The organism is Bradyrhizobium erythrophlei, from assembly GCF_900142985.1.
Classification (GTDB): Bacteria; Pseudomonadota; Alphaproteobacteria; order Rhizobiales; family Xanthobacteraceae; genus Bradyrhizobium; species Bradyrhizobium erythrophlei_B.
Map to the genome: position 1 here is coordinate 1,901,972 of NZ_LT670849.1, position 15,410 is coordinate 1,917,381.

Below are 15,410 nucleotides of genomic sequence, written 5' to 3' on the forward strand. Positions count from 1 at the left end.
TGCCGCATGTTTAGTTTTCTGGTCGAAAAGATTCACGACGTCCGTTTCGTGACCATGGTGTTGGCGGCGATCGCGGCGAGTGCGACGGCCTATACCCTGGTCATGCCGCTGTTCGCGGGCGAGGGACTGGCCAAGCGCATGAAGGCGGTCGCCAACGAGCGCGAGCGGATCCGGGCGCGCGAGCGCGAGCGTCTCAACAAGACCGAGAAGGTGTCGCTGCGGCAGACGCCGAAGCAGGTCGTCTCCAAGGTCGTCGAGGACTTGAACCTCACAAAATACCTGGCGCAGGAAGCTGCCCGCGACAAGCTGGTCCAGGCCGGCTATCGCGGCCAGGCCCCCTATGTCACGTTCCTGTTTTTCCGCGCGGTGACGCCGATCCTGCTTTTTGTCGGCGCTGTGCTCTACGTGTTCGTGATCTCACATCTCGAAAAGTCGCTTCCGATCAAGATCGGCATCTGCGTCGTCGCCGCCTGGGCCGGCCTGCAGGCGCCGATGCTGTTCTTGAGCAACGCGATTTCGAAGCGGCAGCTGTCGATCCGCCGCGCCTTTCCGGACGCGCTCGACCTGCTCCTGATCTGCATCGAATCCGGCATGTCGATCGAAGCCGCCTTCCGCAAGGTCAGCGTCGAGATCGTGACGCAGTCGGTGGCGCTGTCGGAAGAATTTACGCTGACCACGGCGGAACTATCCTACTTGCAGGACCGCAAGGTGGCTTACGAAAATCTTGCCAGGCGTACCGGCGTCGACGGCGTCAAGTCCGTCTGTCTCGCGCTTCAGCAGTCAGAGCGTTACGGAACGCCGCTCGGTCAGAGCTTGCGCGTGATGGCGCAGGAAAATCGCGACATGCGCATGAACGAGGCCGAGAAGAAGGCCGCCGCATTGCCGCCGAAACTGACGGTGCCGATGATCCTGTTCTTCCTGCCGGTTCTGTTTGTGGTCATTCTCGGGCCGACCGGCATCAAGATCGCCGCCATGCAGTAAGGCGCTTTGGGATGCGCCGGGCGTCCCGAAGGCTTCAGTCAGCAGCAAAACAATGAGACGCCGTCACTCCGGACGGCTGAGCGAGGCCAGCGGTGTTTTCCCCGCGGCGCCCACGCGCGGATCGTCCTTGCTGCGGTTCAGCATCTGCTTGAGATAGGCGACGTTGGCCGTCGCCTCGTCCGGAGGAAGATCTGCGCGAACGATCTGCTCGGCCTCAGCAAAGCGGCCTTGCAGGCCAATCACCAACGCCAGGTTCTGCCGAACCCGCGCGTCGGCCCGGCCGCTCGCATAGGCCTGGCGAAGCGCCTCCTCGGCCTTCGGCAGGTTTTTCGTCAGCATGTAGGACAGGCCGAGATTTGAAAGCACGGTCGGTTCGCCGGGGACGATCCTGAGCGCGCTGTCGTAGTAGCGGCGGGCCTCCTCGTGACGGCCGAGCTGGTCAAGCGCGGTGCCCTGCACCGAAAGGATCCGCCAGTCGGGGTTGTCGGGCGAGTGCGCGCGATTGAGCACATCGAGCGCCTGTTGGAAATTGCCGTTGTCGACCAGCGCCCGGCCGTAGGCCGCCAGCAGCGCCCGGTCGCCCGGATGGGCAATGGTCGCCTGTTCGAGCATGGCGGCGGCCTGGCTACGCTGGCCCGAGGCCCGCAAGGCCTGGCCGTAGGCGAGCGCCGCTTCGACACTCTTGGGATCGGCACGGTAGCGATCGGCCGCGACTTCCACGGAGCGGCGCGGATCGGGCTCGGCGCTGGCCTGTGGTTTCGACGATACGGACCCGGTGATGTCGGACATGGTCTGGCAGCCGCCAAGACCTGCGGCCAACATCGCCGTGACGGCCACGGATGCAAGAAACCGGGACTGTTGACGCATGACTGGAGGACTCGCGGGGTGAGCGGCGGACCACGCCGAATTCGCCCAGCAATAGTCTGTTAACCCTAACGCCGGGTTAACGGCGCAGATCGGGCAGAACCGTGCAATCCCCGTGATGTCCGCGAGGCGGGTTAGCCACGCGGCGGACGGGCGGACCCGTGCGGTTACTTATGATGCTTGCGTAGATAGGCGTGAAGCGATTCCGTGCCCGTCTCGGCGAGCAGCGTCTTCAGCATCATGTCCTTGCGCCGGCCCTTGGCGAAGTGATCGCCATAAGTCTTGCGAAGGCTGCCGACGCGCGTGTTGCCGTGCTTCTTGTCGATACGGCCAGTCGTGTCGCGATGCCGGCCATCCAAACCTTTTCTAGCCATTTGACACTCCCCTGCTGAACCAGTCCGCACAAGCTATCACGACCATGCGGAAACGTGTAGATCGCGCGGCCACTCGTTCCGATATCGCTCGCCGAGGCAGAGCTGCGAACTTCGCAAAAGTGGGCTCTGGTTTGGCACCATGCGCCATTGTAGAACGTGGGAAGTTCGCTGCGATCGAAGATCGGGAGAAGCATGCATTCAGCGTTTGAAGCCGCACCTGCCACGCCGGCCATTCCGATTACGTTCGCAACAAAATCGACCTGGGATGCGATTGCCGCCGATCTTCCCTCGCCCGCCCGGCAGTTCGCTACCGCCAATGGATTTGCGGCCAAGCCCGGCGCCTGGCTCGCTCTGCCCGACGCCGATGGCAAGATCGCGCAGGTGATCTTCGGACTGGATAGCGAAGGCGGCAAATTCCGCGATCCGTTCCGGCCTGGGCAGTTACCCGGCCTGCTGCCGCCTGGCGTCTATCGTTTCGCCAATGTCGCCAGAGATCAGGCGCATCTCGCCACGCTGGCATTTGCGCTCGGCTGTTACCGGTTCGGCCGCTACCGCAAGTCGGAGCCGCCCGACGTGAGGTTGGTGCCTCCCGATGGCGTCGACATCGCCGACATCGCGCGCATGGCCAATGCGGCTGCACTCGCCCGCGACCTCATCAATACGCCGTCCAACGACATCGGACCTGAAGAATTGGCGCAAGCCGCGCAAAAGCTCGCGCAGGATTTTGGCGCCAAATTCACCTGCATCGTTGGTGAGGATCTGACGCGACAGAACTTCCCGCTGATCAATGCCGTCGGCATGGCCTCGTCCCGCGCCCCGCGCCTGGTCGATTTCACCTGGGGCGATCCGTCTCATCCCAAGGTGACACTGGTCGGCAAGGGCGTGTGCTTCGACACCGGCGGCCTCGATCTGAAGCCGTCCAGCAGCATGCTGATCATGAAAAAGGACATGGGCGGCGCCGCCAACGTGCTCGCGCTGGCGCAGATGGTGATGGATGCCAAGCTCAAGGTGCGGCTGCGCGTACTGATTCCGGCGGTAGAGAATGCAGTGGCCGGCAATGCTTTCCGCCCGCTCGACGTCTTCACCTCGCGCAAGGGTCTCACCGTCGAGATCGGCAATACCGACGCGGAAGGCCGCCTGGTGCTGGCCGATGCGCTGGCGCTGGCCGACGAAGAGAAGCCCGATCTCCTGATCGATCTCGGCACACTGACGGGCGCCGCACGGGTCGCGCTCGGGCCCGATCTGCCGCCGTTTTACACCAATGATGAAACGCTGGCCGGAACGCTGTCGACTTGCGCGAAGCAGGAGCACGATCCGCTGTGGCGACTGCCGCTTTGGCCAGCCTACGATAGCTGGCTCGACTCGAAAGTCGCCGACGTCAACAATGCGCCGTCCGGCGGCTTTGCCGGCTCGATCACCTGCGCGCTGTTTCTCCAGCGCTTTGTCGAAGCGGCCAAAAGCTGGCTCCATGTCGATATCTACGGATGGACGCCAAGCGCCAAGCCGGGACGGCCGGAAGGTGGCGAATGCCAGGCCGCGCGCGCCATTTATCGGCTGTTGAGCGACCGCTATGGACACTGATCCGCGCCTCACGCCCGCGAGAGACGATCTCGCGGCGAAATATCTCGAAGGCAAGGTGCAGGCGAAACGCTTCGTCACCGGCGAGGAATTCGAGATCGCGGACGCCATCGCGCCGCTTCGCCGTGCGCCATCGTCTGACGCCGAGTTGATGACGCAGGTGCTCAGGGGTGAGCGCGCCACGATCTATGATCGCAACGGCGAGGGCTGGGCCTGGGGCCAACTGGTCAGCGACGGCTATGTCGGCTGGCTTCCCGACCGCGCGTTGAGGAAATCTGCGGAAACGCCGACCCACAAGGTCACCGCCTTGCTGACGTTTGCCTTTCCGGGTCCATCGATCAAGCTGCCACCGGCTGAGACGCTGGCGATGGGAACGCTGCTCGCGGTGTTGCGCGAGGAAGGAACGTTCGCGCTCACGCGCGAGGGCTGGTATCTGCCGCGGCAACATCTCGACGCGATCGGCCACCGCGAGCCCGACTTTGTCGCGGTTGCCGAACGTTTCGTTGGCACCCCCTATCTGTGGGGCGGCAAGAGCAGCCTCGGCATCGACTGTTCCGGACTGGTGCAGGTCGCGCTCACCGCTGCCGGTACCGGCTGTCCGCGCGACAGCGACATGCAGCAGGACGGCCTCGGCCGCGAGCTCAGCGCACAAGAGGCGAAAAAGCTGAAGCGCGGCGATCTGATTTTCTGGAAAGGCCATGTCGCAATCGCCCGCGACGCCGACACCATCGTTCATGCCAATGCGCATCACATGATGACCGCGATCGAGCGTACGCGGGACGTGCTTGCCCGCAGCAAGGCCGCCGGCAACGCGATCACCTCGATCAAGCGGCTGGATTAGGTACGCCTCAGGCGCTTTGGCCTTACGCAGCGCGTCGGATGCGCACCGGCACTGACTTGTATGACGGCGTGCCGCTTTCCTTGTCCCGATAATCGAGCGGAACGAGCCCGTTTGCTTCCGGATAATAGGCGGCGATCGACCCGCGCGCGATGTCATGGGCGATAGCGGTGAGGCGCAGACGCCGAGGCTCGCCCGAGGGCAGTGCTGTCTCGACCTGGACCAGATCGCCATGCGCAAGACCAAGCTCGGCCAGGTCCGCCTCGTTCACGAACAGCACGTCGCGCCGGCCGAACACGCCGCGATAGCGGTCGTTCAGCCCGTAGATCGTCGTGTTGTACTGGTCGTGGCTGCGGATGGTGGTGAGCTTGAGGATAGTCTTGTCGGTCACAGCCGGATCCTCTTCAAGGCCATTGAAGAGGAGAAATTCGGCCTTGCCGGAAGCGGTCGTCCATTTGCGCATCGTCGGCGGCAGCGGCAAACGAAAACCGCCGGGATGTCGAATGCGCTGGTTGTAGTCCCTGAAATCAGGAAACACGCCCTCGATGGCGTCGCGGATGCGGTCGTAATCGGCGATCAGCTCGGCCCACGGCACCTTGCTCGCCGGCAACGTCGCCATCGCCATCCCGGCGACAATGGCCGATTCCGAACGGAGTTGCTCGGAAGCCGGATTGAGCCTGCCGCGCGAGGCATGCACCATCGACATGGAATCTTCCACCGTGATGGCCTGCGGTCCGCTGGCCTGGATGTCGCGCTCGGTCCGCCCCAGCACCGGCAGGATGATCGATTGCTTGCCGACTAGAAGATGCGAGCGGTTGAGCTTGGTGCCGAGATGTACGGCAAGCTCAAGCTTGCGCATGCCGGCCTCGCAACGCTCCGGATCCGGTAACGCTACGGCAAAATTACCTCCGAGACAGATCAAGACTTTCGAGCGGCCATCGGCGATCGCTTCCATCGCGGCAACCGAGTCATGGCCGTGATGACGCGGCGGTTTGAAGCCAAAGGTACGTTCGATCCCTTCAAACATCGGAATGCTGGGCTTTTCGGTAATGCCGACCGTGCGGTTGCCCTGCACGTTTGAATGACCGCGCAACGGGCAGATGCCGGCACCCGGCTTGCCGAAATTGCCTTTCAACAGCAACAGGTTTGCAATCTGCTGAACGTTGGCGGTACCACGGCTGTGCTGGGTGATGCCCATGCCATACGTGATGATGGTGGCATTGGATCTGGCATAGGCCGCAGCAACCTCGGCGAGTTGCGCGCGGGTGAAACCGGAGACGGCTTCGATCGATTCCCACGCCGTCGCGCGCAGGTCGGCCGCAAATGCTTCAAAGCCGTTGGTGTGCTCGGTGATGAAGGCATGATCGAGCACGTCGTGCGCGGCGTCGTCCTTCTCGATCAGCGCCTTCATGACGCCCTTCAACACCGCCGCGTCGGCGCCGACCTTCAGCTGATAGTAGGTTGACGCAATCGGCGTCGAACCGAAGGTGCCCATCTCGATCGGATTCTGCGGGTCGGTAAAGCGCTCGAGCGCACGTTCTCGAAGCGGATTGAAGACGATAATCGGCGCACCGCGGCGCGACACTTCATGCAAGGTCCCCATCATGCGTGGATGATTGGTGCCGGGGTTGTGGCCCATGGCGATGATCAGCTCGCAATGGTCGAAGTCCTCCAACGAGACTGTGCCTTTGCCAATACCGATCGAGTACGGCAGGCCGACGCTCGTCGCCTCGTGGCACATGTTCGAGCAGTCGGGAAAATTATTGCTGCCATACTCGCGTGCGAAGATCTGAAAGAGAAAAGCGGCCTCGTTGGAGGCGCGGCCGGAGGTGTAGAATTCGGCCATGTTGGGGTCGCCCAGGCCCCGCAACGTCTGTCCGATCTGCGCGAAGGCCTGATCCCATTCGATGGGCTGGAAGGTATCGGTCCTGGCGTCATAGACCATGGGGTGCGTCAGGCGCCCCTCGTTCTCGAGGTGAAAGTCGCTCCAGCCGAGCAGTTCGGTGACGGTGTGGTCGGCAAAGAACTCCGGCGTTACGCGCTTGCTGGTCGCTTCCCAGGTGACCGCCTTCGCGCCGTTCTCGCAAAATTGGAAGGTGGAGGTGTGCTCCTTGTCCGGCCATGCGCAACCCGGACAATCGAAGCCGTCGGGCTTGTTCATGTGCAGCAGGGTAATAGGCGCCTCGAGCACATCCATCTGGTCGCGAATGGCGATCGCAGTGGCCTTGAGGGCGCCCCACCCGCCTGCCGGGGCGTCGTAGGGTCTGATACCGGGAACGTCGCGCTTTTGGACCATATGCCCTCTCCCAATAATGACTGTGCCTCGCTCCTGAAGTTGATCGGCGGTTTGCCAGCGCGACCCCATCGACGTTCTCGATGTAGCGCGCGCGTCTCGTCGTCGAAGCCTAGCCTAAAGGGCTTGCGCCCGTGGTCAACAGTCCGTGCGGCGGGTTGTCATTTCCGGGTTCGTCGAAGAGCGACCCTGTCATATTCGGCCATCATCCATGCCATCCACGAAATGGTGCCGAGCGCCAAGGCGCGCTATGGAATGCCAGATTCACCAGCGAGACTGTTATGCCCCAGCTGACTGCCCTGCTCGGCTTTGCCCTTGTCTCCTTTGGCATGGTGCTGACGCCCGGCCCGAACATGATCTACCTGATTTCCCGCTCGCTCACACAAGGGCCGGCGGCCGGCATTGTGTCGCTCGGCGGCGTCGCGCTGGGCTTCGTATTTTACATGCTGTGCGCGGCGTGCGGCATCACCGCGCTGTTGTTCGCGGTTCCTTATGCCTACGACGCGCTTCGCTTTGCCGGCGCGGCCTATCTGCTGTGGCTGGCCTGGCAGGCGTTGAAGCCGGGCGGCCGCTCGCCATTTCAGGTCAAGACGCTGAAGGTCGACGGGCCCCGCAAACTGTTCGCGATGGGATTTGTCACCAACCTGCTCAATCCCAAGATCGCCATGCTCTATCTGGCGCTGCTGCCGCACTTCATCGACCCCACGCAAGGCAGCGTGCTGGCGCAGTCGGTGGTGCTGGGCTCGATCCAGATCGTGATCAGCGTCAGCGTCAACGCCATGATTGCGCTCGCGGCCGGATCGATCTCGCGCTTCCTTGGCTCGCGCCCGACCTGGCTATTGATACAGCGCTGGCTGATGGGCACCGTACTTGCGGGGCTTGCCGTGCGCATGGCGCTGGAAACGCGGAAAGCCTGACCGTCGCACCTTCTCCCTTGAGGAAGAAGGCCTAATCCAGCTTCGCTTCCATGCCGCGCTTGACGCCGGGCCGCGCCATCAGCGCGTCATACCAGCGCTTGACGCTGGGAAAATCCGCCAGATCCACCTTGTGACGCGGATGACGCCAGGCCCAGCCGAGAATGGCGAAGTCCGCCACCGACAAGGGGCCGGCGACGAAGTCGTGGTTCGCCAGACGCCGGTCCAGCACGCCATAGAGACGAACCGTCTCGGTCATGTAGCGCTTGAGGCCATAGGCGCGGTCCTGCTCGTTCTCCAGCGCGATGAAGTGATGCACCTGACCGGGCATCGGGCCAAAGCCGCCCATCTGCCACATCAGCCATTCGTAGACCGGAATGCGCTCGGCGAGCGGCACGGGTAAGAACTTGCCGGTCTTTTCGCCGAGATAGAGCAGGATCGCGCCGGATTCGAACACGCTGACACGCTTGCCGCCGGGACCGTCGGGATCGACGATTGCTGGAATCTTGTTGTTCGGGCTGATCGCCAGAAACGACGGCGCCATCTGCTCGCCCTTGCCGATGTTGACCGGAACGACCTTGTAGGGCAGCCCCATCTCCTCGAGCGCCACGCTGATCTTGCGGCCATTCGGTGTGTTCCAGGTATGAAGTTCGATGGTCATTACGGGTCCCTAAAAGGCGTTGGCGAGAGGTGAGCGTCTGTAGCATCGCCCGATATCCCCGGAAATGCCCTCGCGTGGGGCCTGCCCTGTTGACGGTGAGGGTTCCGCTCTGGAAATAGCGCCCGTCCACGAATAAATTGCGCCACCCGATCGGAGACCGCTGTTGTCCAAATCCGCTTCCCGTGCCCGCCTCGTCGAGATCATCCGCAAACGCTCGTTCGGGCGCGGCGAGATCACACTGGCCTCCGGGCGCAAGAGTGATTTCTACTTCAACCTCAAGCCGACCATGCTGGATCCGGAGGGCGCCGCCCTGCTGGCAGAACTGACTTATGAGGCGCTGAAGGACGACGGGCTTGACTATATCGGCGGCCTGGAGATGGGCGCGGTGCCGCTCGCCGGCGCGGTGGCGCAGATCTCGTGGCTCAAGGGCCATCCGATCGCGGCTTTCTTCGTGCGCAAAAAGCCGAAGGAGCATGGTGCAAAACTCGCGGTCGAGGGCCTCGCCAAAAACGAGAGCCTGAAAGGCAAGCGCGTGGTGATTGTCGAGGACGTCACGACGACAGGCGATTCGGCGCTGAAGGCGGTCGAGGCGGTGCGCGACGCCGGCGGCGAGGTGGTTCTGGTGCTGACCATGGTCGACCGCCAGGAGGGCGCTGTCGAGAATTTTGCTCAAGCCGGCCTCGCCTTCCGCTGGCTATTCCAGGCGAGCGAATATCTGAAGGACTAGTGGAGTGGATTTGACATTCGCTAGCCCCCGCAGCGAGTTCGTAAAGCGAATGTCAAATCCGAAACTCCACTAGAAACGTATGTTTGCTAGTGGTCCTTCTAATTCTAACATTCGCAAAAGTGGCCGCTGAGAAGGGATGCGAATGTTAGAATTGGACCACTAGGCGCCCTTCCCGGGAAGCACTTTCTTTGCCGCTCCCGCTCCGCTGCTCATAGCTCGTTTACCATCCCGCATTACTGTCAACGGCGCCGGACATCGGTTCGTCCGGACCGTTTTTGAGCGTCGCGTGGGGTAAGCGTTGCGTATCGAGTTGACCAATCAGCGCATGCGGCGCCGCATGCTCGTTGCCGCCGTCGTCTTCGCCAGCGCGGTGGGGCTCGCGCCCCACACGGCATCCGCCGAAGGCCTGTTCGACATGTTTTTCGGCGGCCTTGGCAAGCAACAACACCAGGCGTCGCCCCCACAGGCCAATTTCTTCGCTGATCCGTCTCAGCAGCCGGCTACGCCCGCCTCGCGGCCCGTCGCTTACGGCGGCAGTGGTCCCGCATTCTGCGTGCGAAGCTGCGACGGCAAGTACTTTCCGCTGACCCGCGGCAACGCCTCGCCGGTTCAGATGTGTCAGGCCTTCTGTCCGGCCAGCCCGACCAAGGTATTCTACGGCAGCAATATCGACGGTGCGACGGGCGCAAACGGCGAACGCTATGCCGACAGCGAGAATGCCTTTGCCTATCGCAAGGCGCTGCGCGCCGACTGCACCTGTAACGGCCGCGACGCCGCCGGCCTCGCGCCAGTCGACCTGACGCTTGACGCTTCGCTGCGCGCCGGTGACGTCATCGCCACTACCGACGGGCTGGTCGCCTATTCCGGCATCAAGGTCGGCAACAACAACAGCCCGGAATTCATCCCGGTCGCGAACTATCCCGGCCTGACGGCAGAGGTTCGCGCGCGGCTCGGCAATATGAAGGTCGCGCCGGTCACGGCAGATGCGATCAGTAACGAAGCGCCGAATAGCGACATCACCGCAACGGTAGCGCCCGCAGCGAAGCCGGTGTTGCGCGGCAAGCAGGCAGCGCTGAACTGACGGCTCGATAAAGCCGTCACCTCCCGACGATGACGCCGATCACATTCGGCGCCGCGCGGTATTTCTCCTCGATCTGCGCGCGTGCAGCGGTGCGGTTTTCCGGCGTGAGCAGGCCGCGTTTCTCGGCCAGGATCATCCAGCAATAGCCCCACCAGTCCGTCAGCATGCCCTCGTCGTCGACGAGGTCGTAGCCCTGCTCGGCGGCGAACAGGCGCGCCTGCGCCTCGTCGAGCGAATCCAGAAAGACGTGGTCCTGGTCGGAGAACAGATCGTCGCTGATGTCGTCGGTGGTGTAGCCCCAGACCGACTGGCAGACAGCATTGAATTCGCGGTCGATGGCGTCGTCATCGACCAGCTGGCGGCGCGAGGCCTTATGCAGGCGCGACAGCGATCGGGCGAAGTCGGCGATGCGGGTCAGGGCGAATTGATCGAAGGCGATGGTGGACATGTAGTCCTCGGCAAGCTCGATAGACCATAGATGTTGTGTGAACGGCGTCTCGAATCACAATGATATATCAAAGACTTGCTAAAGTGTTCTTAATTTGTTCCGAGGCCAATCCTCCTTGCGTGCATTGCCGCCCATTAGTAGAGGCCCGATTTCCGAGGAGGAGCAGATGCGAAATGAGATCGTCCGAAAGGCTATCGAGTTAGGCCGCCCGCACGGCTTTGTGACTTTCGATCAACTCGACGAGCTATTGCGGGTAGAAATGCAGGCGGAAACGATGGCACCGGAAGATATCGAAGCACTCCTGGGGGCGCTTAGTGACGAAGGAATCAACGTCGTTGAAGCATGCTGAGGCTGCTAGGATCGCGCTTGGCGTTCGTGGAACCCGGCCCGGTCCTTGCATGAAAACTGTGCATGCATAGGGTACCGCGAACCGCCGGGTTTCGGTCCCACGGTGAGCTGCGTATCATGGGGTCCCGTTGCAGGGGTTTATTTTGCCAGAGCCTTCACATCCAGTGAATTCGCCGGCGCCGGGCCAGCCCATCGACGAGCTGGCGCTGTCGGAAATCAAGAGCGCCATTCTTGCCAAGCTCCGCCTTGCCATCGGCAAGGACGCCGGCATGGCCACCAGGCACGACTGGTATAAGGCGGCAGCGCTGGCGCTGCGCGACCGCATCGTGCACCGCTGGCTCTCGGCGGAGAAGCAGAGCTATGACGCCGGCCGCAAGCGCGTCTATTATCTCAGCCTCGAATTTCTGATCGGCCGCCTTTTCACCGATGCCCTGAACAATATGGGACTGCTGGCGCTGTTCGACGCGGCGCTCGGCGATCTCGGCGTTGGCCTGTCCGATTTGCGCAAATGCGAGCCGGATGCCGCACTTGGCAATGGCGGTCTGGGGCGGCTTGCGGCCTGCTTCATGGAAAGCATGGCGACGCTTGGCATCCCCGCAATCGGATACGGCATCCGCTACGATTTCGGCCTGTTCCGCCAGATCATCAATAACGGCTGGCAGCAGGAATACCCCGACGAATGGCTGAGCTTCGGCAACCCTTGGGAATTCCAGCGGCCGGAGGTGGTCTATCACGTTCATTTCGGCGGCGGCGTCGAACACGTCGAGACCCGGGGGCGCGACCACGCGATCTGGCATCCGGCCGAAACCGTGCAAGCCGTTGCCTACGACACACCGATCGTCGGATGGCGTGGTCATAACGTCAACGCGCTGCGGCTGTGGTCGGCGCGCTCGCCCGATCCGCTCAAGCTCGACGTCTTCAACACCGGTGACTATGTCGGCGCTGCCGCCGAGGAAACACGGGCGGAATCGATCTGCAAATTTCTCTATCCGAACGACGAAAGCCCTGCCGGGCGCGAACTGCGGCTGCGCCAGGAATATTTCTTCGTCTCCGCCTCGCTGCAGGATCTGGTCAAGCGTCATTTGGCGGCGGACGGGCAAATACGCGGCCTCGCGGCGAAAGTCGCGGTGCAGCTCAACGATACCCACCCGAGTCTCGCCGTCACCGAGTTGATGCGCATTCTCGTCGACCTGCACAACATCCGCTGGGACGATGCGTGGAAGATCACGGTCGCAACGCTGTCCTACACCAACCATACGCTGTTGCCCGAAGCGCTCGAGACCTGGCCGGTCGAGTTGTTTCAACGGCTATTGCCGCGGCATCTAGAGATCATCTACCGCATCAATGTCGCTCATCTTGCGCTTGCCGAGGAGCGTTGTCCCGGCGACGTCGATTTCCGCGCTTCGGTCTCCCTGATCGACGAGAAGTCCGGACGGCGGGTGCGAATGGGGCAGCTCGCGTTCGTCGGCTCTCATCGCATCAACGGCGTTTCGGCGATGCATTCCGACCTGATGAAGGAGACCGTGTTTCACGACCTCAATCATCTCTATCCCGGCCGTATCACCAACAAGACCAATGGCATCACCTTCCGCCGCTGGCTGATGCTGGCCAATCCGAAGCTCACCGAGCTGTTGCGCGAGGCCTGCGGCGAAGCCGTGCTCGACGATCCGACGCGGCTGCAACTGCTCGAGAAGAGCGCCGGCGATTCCGCGTTTCAGGACAAGTTCCGTAACGTCAAGCATCACAACAAGATCGCGCTAGCCCGCCTGATCGGCGAAAAGATCAACATCAAGGTCGATCCGGGCGCGTTGTTCGATGTGCAGATCAAGCGCATCCACGAATACAAGCGACAACTGCTCAATATCCTGGAAGCGATCGCGCTTTACCACGCGATCAAGGACAATCCGCAAGGCAACTGGGTGCCGCGCGTCAAGATTTTTGCCGGCAAGGCGGCCGCCAGCTATCGCTACGCCAAGCTGATCATCAAGCTGATCAACGACGTCGCCGAAGTCGTCAATAACGATCCCGTCGTCGCCGGACGCCTGAAGGTCGCCTTCCTTCCCGATTACAATGTCAGCCTCGCCGAAGTCATCATTCCGGCCGCCGATCTCTCCGAACAGATTTCGACCGCCGGCATGGAAGCCTCCGGCACCGGCAACATGAAACTCGCGCTCAACGGCGCGATCACCATCGGCACGCTCGACGGCGCCAATATCGAAATCCGCGATCACGTCGGCGTCGAGAACATCGCGATCTTCGGCATGGAAGCGGGCGATGTGATGGTGCGGCGCAAGCAGGGGCTGGATGCCAGTGACGTCATCCGCGGCTCACCCGGCCTGTCGCGTGCGATCAATGCGATCGGCAGCGGCGAATTTTCGCCTGATGATACCCACCGCTTCGAATCGATCGCGCATGCGCTGCGTCATCTCGATCACTACATGGTCAGCGCGGATTTCGATTCCTACTTTGCCGCGCAACGCGGCATCGATGCGCGCTGGCAGACGCAGGCGGCGTGGGCGCGGGCCTCCATTCTCAACGTGGCGCGGATGGCTTGGTTTTCGTCCGACCGCACTATTGCGGAATATGCCGAGGATATCTGGAACGTCCCGGTCAACGGACGCGCGCCAAGCGAGCCGCTTCGCGCCAAGGGATAGGCCTTCTCACTCGCTGACGATGCCTTCGCCGGCAGCCTCGAGGCGGAAGGCGGCCGCGAACAGCGCGCGGGTATAGTCGGTCTGCGGGCGCTTGAACAGATCTGCCGCCGGCCCCTCTTCCACCACCTTGCCGTTGCGCATCACGATCAGATGGCTTGCAAGGGAAGCGACCACGCGCAGGTCGTGCGAGATGAACATGTAGGTCAGGTCGCGCTTGCGCTGCAATTCGCGCAGCAGATCGACCATCTGGGCCTGGAACAGCATGTCGAGCGCGCTGGTCGGTTCGTCGAGCACCACGAAGTTTGGCTCCAGCACGACCGCGCGTGCAATCGAAATGCGCTGCCGTTGGCCGCCGGAGAATTCGTGCGGATAACGGAACCGCGTCGCCGGGTCGAGGCCGACATCGCGCAGCGCCTGGATCACCCGCGCCTCGCGTTGGTCTCTCGAAAGCTGCGGCTGGTGCACGCTGAGCCCTTCGGCGACGATATCGCCGACCGACATGCGCGGGCTCAACGCGCCGAACGGATCCTGAAACACGATCTGCATGTCGCGGCGGAAGGGCAGCATTTCCTTGAAGCGCAGACCCTGAATCTCGCTGCCGAGAAAAACGATCGGCCCGTCGGAGGAAATCAGGCGCAACAGCGCAAGACCGAGCGTGGTCTTTCCCGAACCGGACTCGCCGACGACGCCGAGCGTCTCGCCCTTGCGCACCGACAACGTGACGCCATCGACCGCCTTGATGTGCCCGACCACCGAGCGCAGCAAGCCGCGCCTGATCGGAAACCAGACCTTGAGATCGGCCGCGGAGATCACCACGGGCGATTCCGGCCGCGGCGGCGCCGGGTCGGGTTTTGGCTCGGCGTTGAGCAGTGCACGGGTATACGGATGCTTCGGCGCGGTGAAGACCTCTTCGACCGGCCCGTGCTCGACGATCTTGCCGTTGTTCATGACACAGACCACGTCCGCGATGCGGCGCACGATGCCGAGGTCGTGGGTGATGAACAACAGGCTCATGCCGAGCCGCTTGCGGATATCCGCAAGCAACGCCAGAATCTGCGCCTGCACAGTGACGTCGAGCGCCGTGGTCGGCTCATCCGCGATCAGCAAATCCGGCTCGTTGGCGAGCGCCATCGCAATCATCACCCGCTGGCGCTGGCCGCCGGAGAGCTGATGCGGATAGCTCCTGAGCCGCGTTTCCGGTTCAGGAATGCCAACCTGTGTCAACAGTTCAAGCGTCCGCGCACGCGCCATCTGGCCGGTGACGCCCTGATGCAATTGCAGAATTTCGCCGATCTGCTGCTCAATCGTGTGCAGCGGATTGAGCGAAGTCATAGGCTCCTGGAAGATGATCGAAATATCGTTGCCGCGGACACCCCGCATTTCGCGCTCCGGCACCTTCAGGAGATCGCGGCCATTGAACAGGATGCTGCCGGAGGGGTGCGAGGCGGTCGGATACGGCAACAGCTTCAAAACCGAGAGCGCACTGACCGATTTGCCGGAGCCAGACTCCCCGACCAGCGCCACGCATTGCCCGCGCCGGATCGAAAATGAAATGCGATCGACCGCAACCGTATCGCCACTCGGCTGGTGAAACACCACCGAGAGATCACGTACATCGAGCAGGGGTTGGTTGATGGCGTCCATGGCGC

The 15,410-nt window shown here is 62.6% G+C and carries 14 protein-coding genes; 8 read left to right on the forward strand and 6 right to left on the reverse strand.

All coding sequences use genetic code 11. The features are described from left to right. Positions 1-6 precede the first annotated feature (6 nt). Positions 7-981, forward strand: a complete 975-nt coding sequence (locus BUA38_RS08950; RefSeq protein WP_072817606.1) for a type II secretion system F family protein — start codon at positions 7-9, stop codon at positions 979-981. 63 nt (positions 982-1,044) lie between these two features. Here the strand turns inward: BUA38_RS08950 and BUA38_RS08955 are convergent, their stop codons facing one another. Next, positions 1,045-1,848: a tetratricopeptide repeat protein gene (locus BUA38_RS08955; RefSeq protein WP_072817607.1), complete on the reverse strand. Its 804-nt coding sequence runs from the start codon at positions 1,846-1,848 to the stop codon at positions 1,045-1,047. A 164-nt stretch (positions 1,849-2,012) separates the two neighbouring features. Next, a complete protein-coding gene (locus BUA38_RS08960) occupies positions 2,013-2,219 on the reverse strand; it encodes a hypothetical protein (protein WP_072817608.1) in 207 nt (68 codons plus the stop codon). Between the two features lie 192 nt (positions 2,220-2,411). Between BUA38_RS08960 and BUA38_RS08965 the strand changes: the two genes are divergently transcribed. After that, a complete protein-coding gene (locus tag BUA38_RS08965; RefSeq protein WP_072817609.1) occupies positions 2,412-3,800 on the forward strand; it encodes a leucyl aminopeptidase family protein in 1,389 nt (462 codons plus the stop codon). Continuing rightward, complete coding sequence (locus tag BUA38_RS08970; protein ID WP_072817610.1) at positions 3,790-4,638, forward strand: NlpC/P60 family protein; 849 nt, start codon at positions 3,790-3,792, stop codon at positions 4,636-4,638. Before BUA38_RS08965 ends, BUA38_RS08970 begins: the two co-directional genes overlap by 11 nt. Before the next feature lie 22 nt (positions 4,639-4,660). On the opposite strand, the gene BUA38_RS08975 is transcribed toward BUA38_RS08970, so the two are convergent. After that, positions 4,661-6,931 (reverse strand): FdhF/YdeP family oxidoreductase, encoded by a 2,271-nt coding sequence (locus BUA38_RS08975; protein ID WP_072817611.1) that lies wholly within the window; start codon positions 6,929-6,931, stop codon positions 4,661-4,663. Between the two features lie 278 nt (positions 6,932-7,209). Between BUA38_RS08975 and BUA38_RS08980 the strand changes: the two genes are divergently transcribed. Next, complete coding sequence (locus BUA38_RS08980; RefSeq protein WP_072817612.1) at positions 7,210-7,845, forward strand: LysE family translocator; 636 nt, start codon at positions 7,210-7,212, stop codon at positions 7,843-7,845. Positions 7,846-7,876: 31 nt separating this feature from the next. On the opposite strand, the gene BUA38_RS08985 is transcribed toward BUA38_RS08980, so the two are convergent. Next, positions 7,877-8,503 (reverse strand): glutathione S-transferase family protein, encoded by a 627-nt coding sequence (locus tag BUA38_RS08985; RefSeq protein ID WP_072817613.1) that lies wholly within the window; start codon positions 8,501-8,503, stop codon positions 7,877-7,879. Between the two features lie 163 nt (positions 8,504-8,666). On the opposite strand from BUA38_RS08985, the gene pyrE reads away from it, so the two are divergent. Beyond that, the gene (gene pyrE, locus BUA38_RS08990) at positions 8,667-9,230 is read left to right on the forward strand and encodes an orotate phosphoribosyltransferase (protein ID WP_072817614.1); all 564 of its coding nucleotides are present in this window, start codon (positions 8,667-8,669) and stop codon (positions 9,228-9,230) included. A 325-nt stretch (positions 9,231-9,555) separates the two neighbouring features. Continuing rightward, complete coding sequence (locus tag BUA38_RS08995) at positions 9,556-10,311, forward strand: DUF2865 domain-containing protein (RefSeq protein ID WP_083587952.1); 756 nt, start codon at positions 9,556-9,558, stop codon at positions 10,309-10,311. Between the two features lie 16 nt (positions 10,312-10,327). Here BUA38_RS08995 and BUA38_RS09000 read toward each other — a convergent pair whose 3' ends face one another. Further along, entirely contained in the window at positions 10,328-10,759 is a 432-nt protein-coding gene (locus BUA38_RS09000) for a hypothetical protein (RefSeq protein ID WP_072817616.1), read from the reverse strand. A gap of 166 nt (positions 10,760-10,925) precedes the next feature. On the opposite strand from BUA38_RS09000, the gene BUA38_RS09005 reads away from it, so the two are divergent. Continuing rightward, entirely contained in the window at positions 10,926-11,108 is a 183-nt protein-coding gene (locus BUA38_RS09005; RefSeq protein ID WP_072825965.1) for an RNA polymerase sigma factor region1.1 domain-containing protein, read from the forward strand. 163 nt (positions 11,109-11,271) lie between these two features. After that, positions 11,272-13,761 carry a glycogen/starch/alpha-glucan phosphorylase gene (locus BUA38_RS09010; protein WP_244553218.1) on the forward strand — a complete coding sequence of 830 codons (2,490 nt, stop codon included), beginning with the start codon at positions 11,272-11,274 and terminating at the stop codon, positions 13,759-13,761. A gap of 6 nt (positions 13,762-13,767) precedes the next feature. On the opposite strand, the gene BUA38_RS09015 is transcribed toward BUA38_RS09010, so the two are convergent. Continuing rightward, entirely contained in the window at positions 13,768-15,405 is a 1,638-nt protein-coding gene (locus BUA38_RS09015) for an ABC transporter ATP-binding protein (RefSeq protein WP_072817618.1), read from the reverse strand. Between the last annotated feature and the right edge of the window lie 5 nt (positions 15,406-15,410).

What these genes read in the sequence shown, in the direction of transcription:
- BUA38_RS08985 (WP_072817613.1), bottom strand. Translation starts at nt 8,503, where the DNA reads ATGACCATCGAACTTCATACCTGGAACACACCGAATGGCCGCAAGATC.
- BUA38_RS08965 (WP_072817609.1), top strand. Translation starts at nt 2,412, where the DNA reads ATGCATTCAGCGTTTGAAGCCGCACCTGCCACGCCGGCCATTCCGATT.
- BUA38_RS08980 (WP_072817612.1), top strand. Translation starts at nt 7,210, where the DNA reads ATGCCCCAGCTGACTGCCCTGCTCGGCTTTGCCCTTGTCTCCTTTGGC.
- BUA38_RS08970 (WP_072817610.1), top strand. Translation starts at nt 3,790, where the DNA reads ATGGACACTGATCCGCGCCTCACGCCCGCGAGAGACGATCTCGCGGCG.
- BUA38_RS08955 (WP_072817607.1), bottom strand. Translation starts at nt 1,848, where the DNA reads ATGCGTCAACAGTCCCGGTTTCTTGCATCCGTGGCCGTCACGGCGATG.
- BUA38_RS08960 (WP_072817608.1), bottom strand. Translation starts at nt 2,219, where the DNA reads ATGGCTAGAAAAGGTTTGGATGGCCGGCATCGCGACACGACTGGCCGT.
- BUA38_RS08995 (WP_083587952.1), top strand. Translation starts at nt 9,556, where the DNA reads ATGCGGCGCCGCATGCTCGTTGCCGCCGTCGTCTTCGCCAGCGCGGTG.
- BUA38_RS08950 (WP_072817606.1), top strand. Translation starts at nt 7, where the DNA reads ATGTTTAGTTTTCTGGTCGAAAAGATTCACGACGTCCGTTTCGTGACC.
- BUA38_RS08975 (WP_072817611.1), bottom strand. Translation starts at nt 6,931, where the DNA reads ATGGTCCAAAAGCGCGACGTTCCCGGTATCAGACCCTACGACGCCCCG.
- BUA38_RS09015 (WP_072817618.1), bottom strand. Translation starts at nt 15,405, where the DNA reads ATGGACGCCATCAACCAACCCCTGCTCGATGTACGTGATCTCTCGGTG.
- BUA38_RS09000 (WP_072817616.1), bottom strand. Translation starts at nt 10,759, where the DNA reads ATGTCCACCATCGCCTTCGATCAATTCGCCCTGACCCGCATCGCCGAC.
- BUA38_RS09005 (WP_072825965.1), top strand. Translation starts at nt 10,926, where the DNA reads ATGCGAAATGAGATCGTCCGAAAGGCTATCGAGTTAGGCCGCCCGCAC.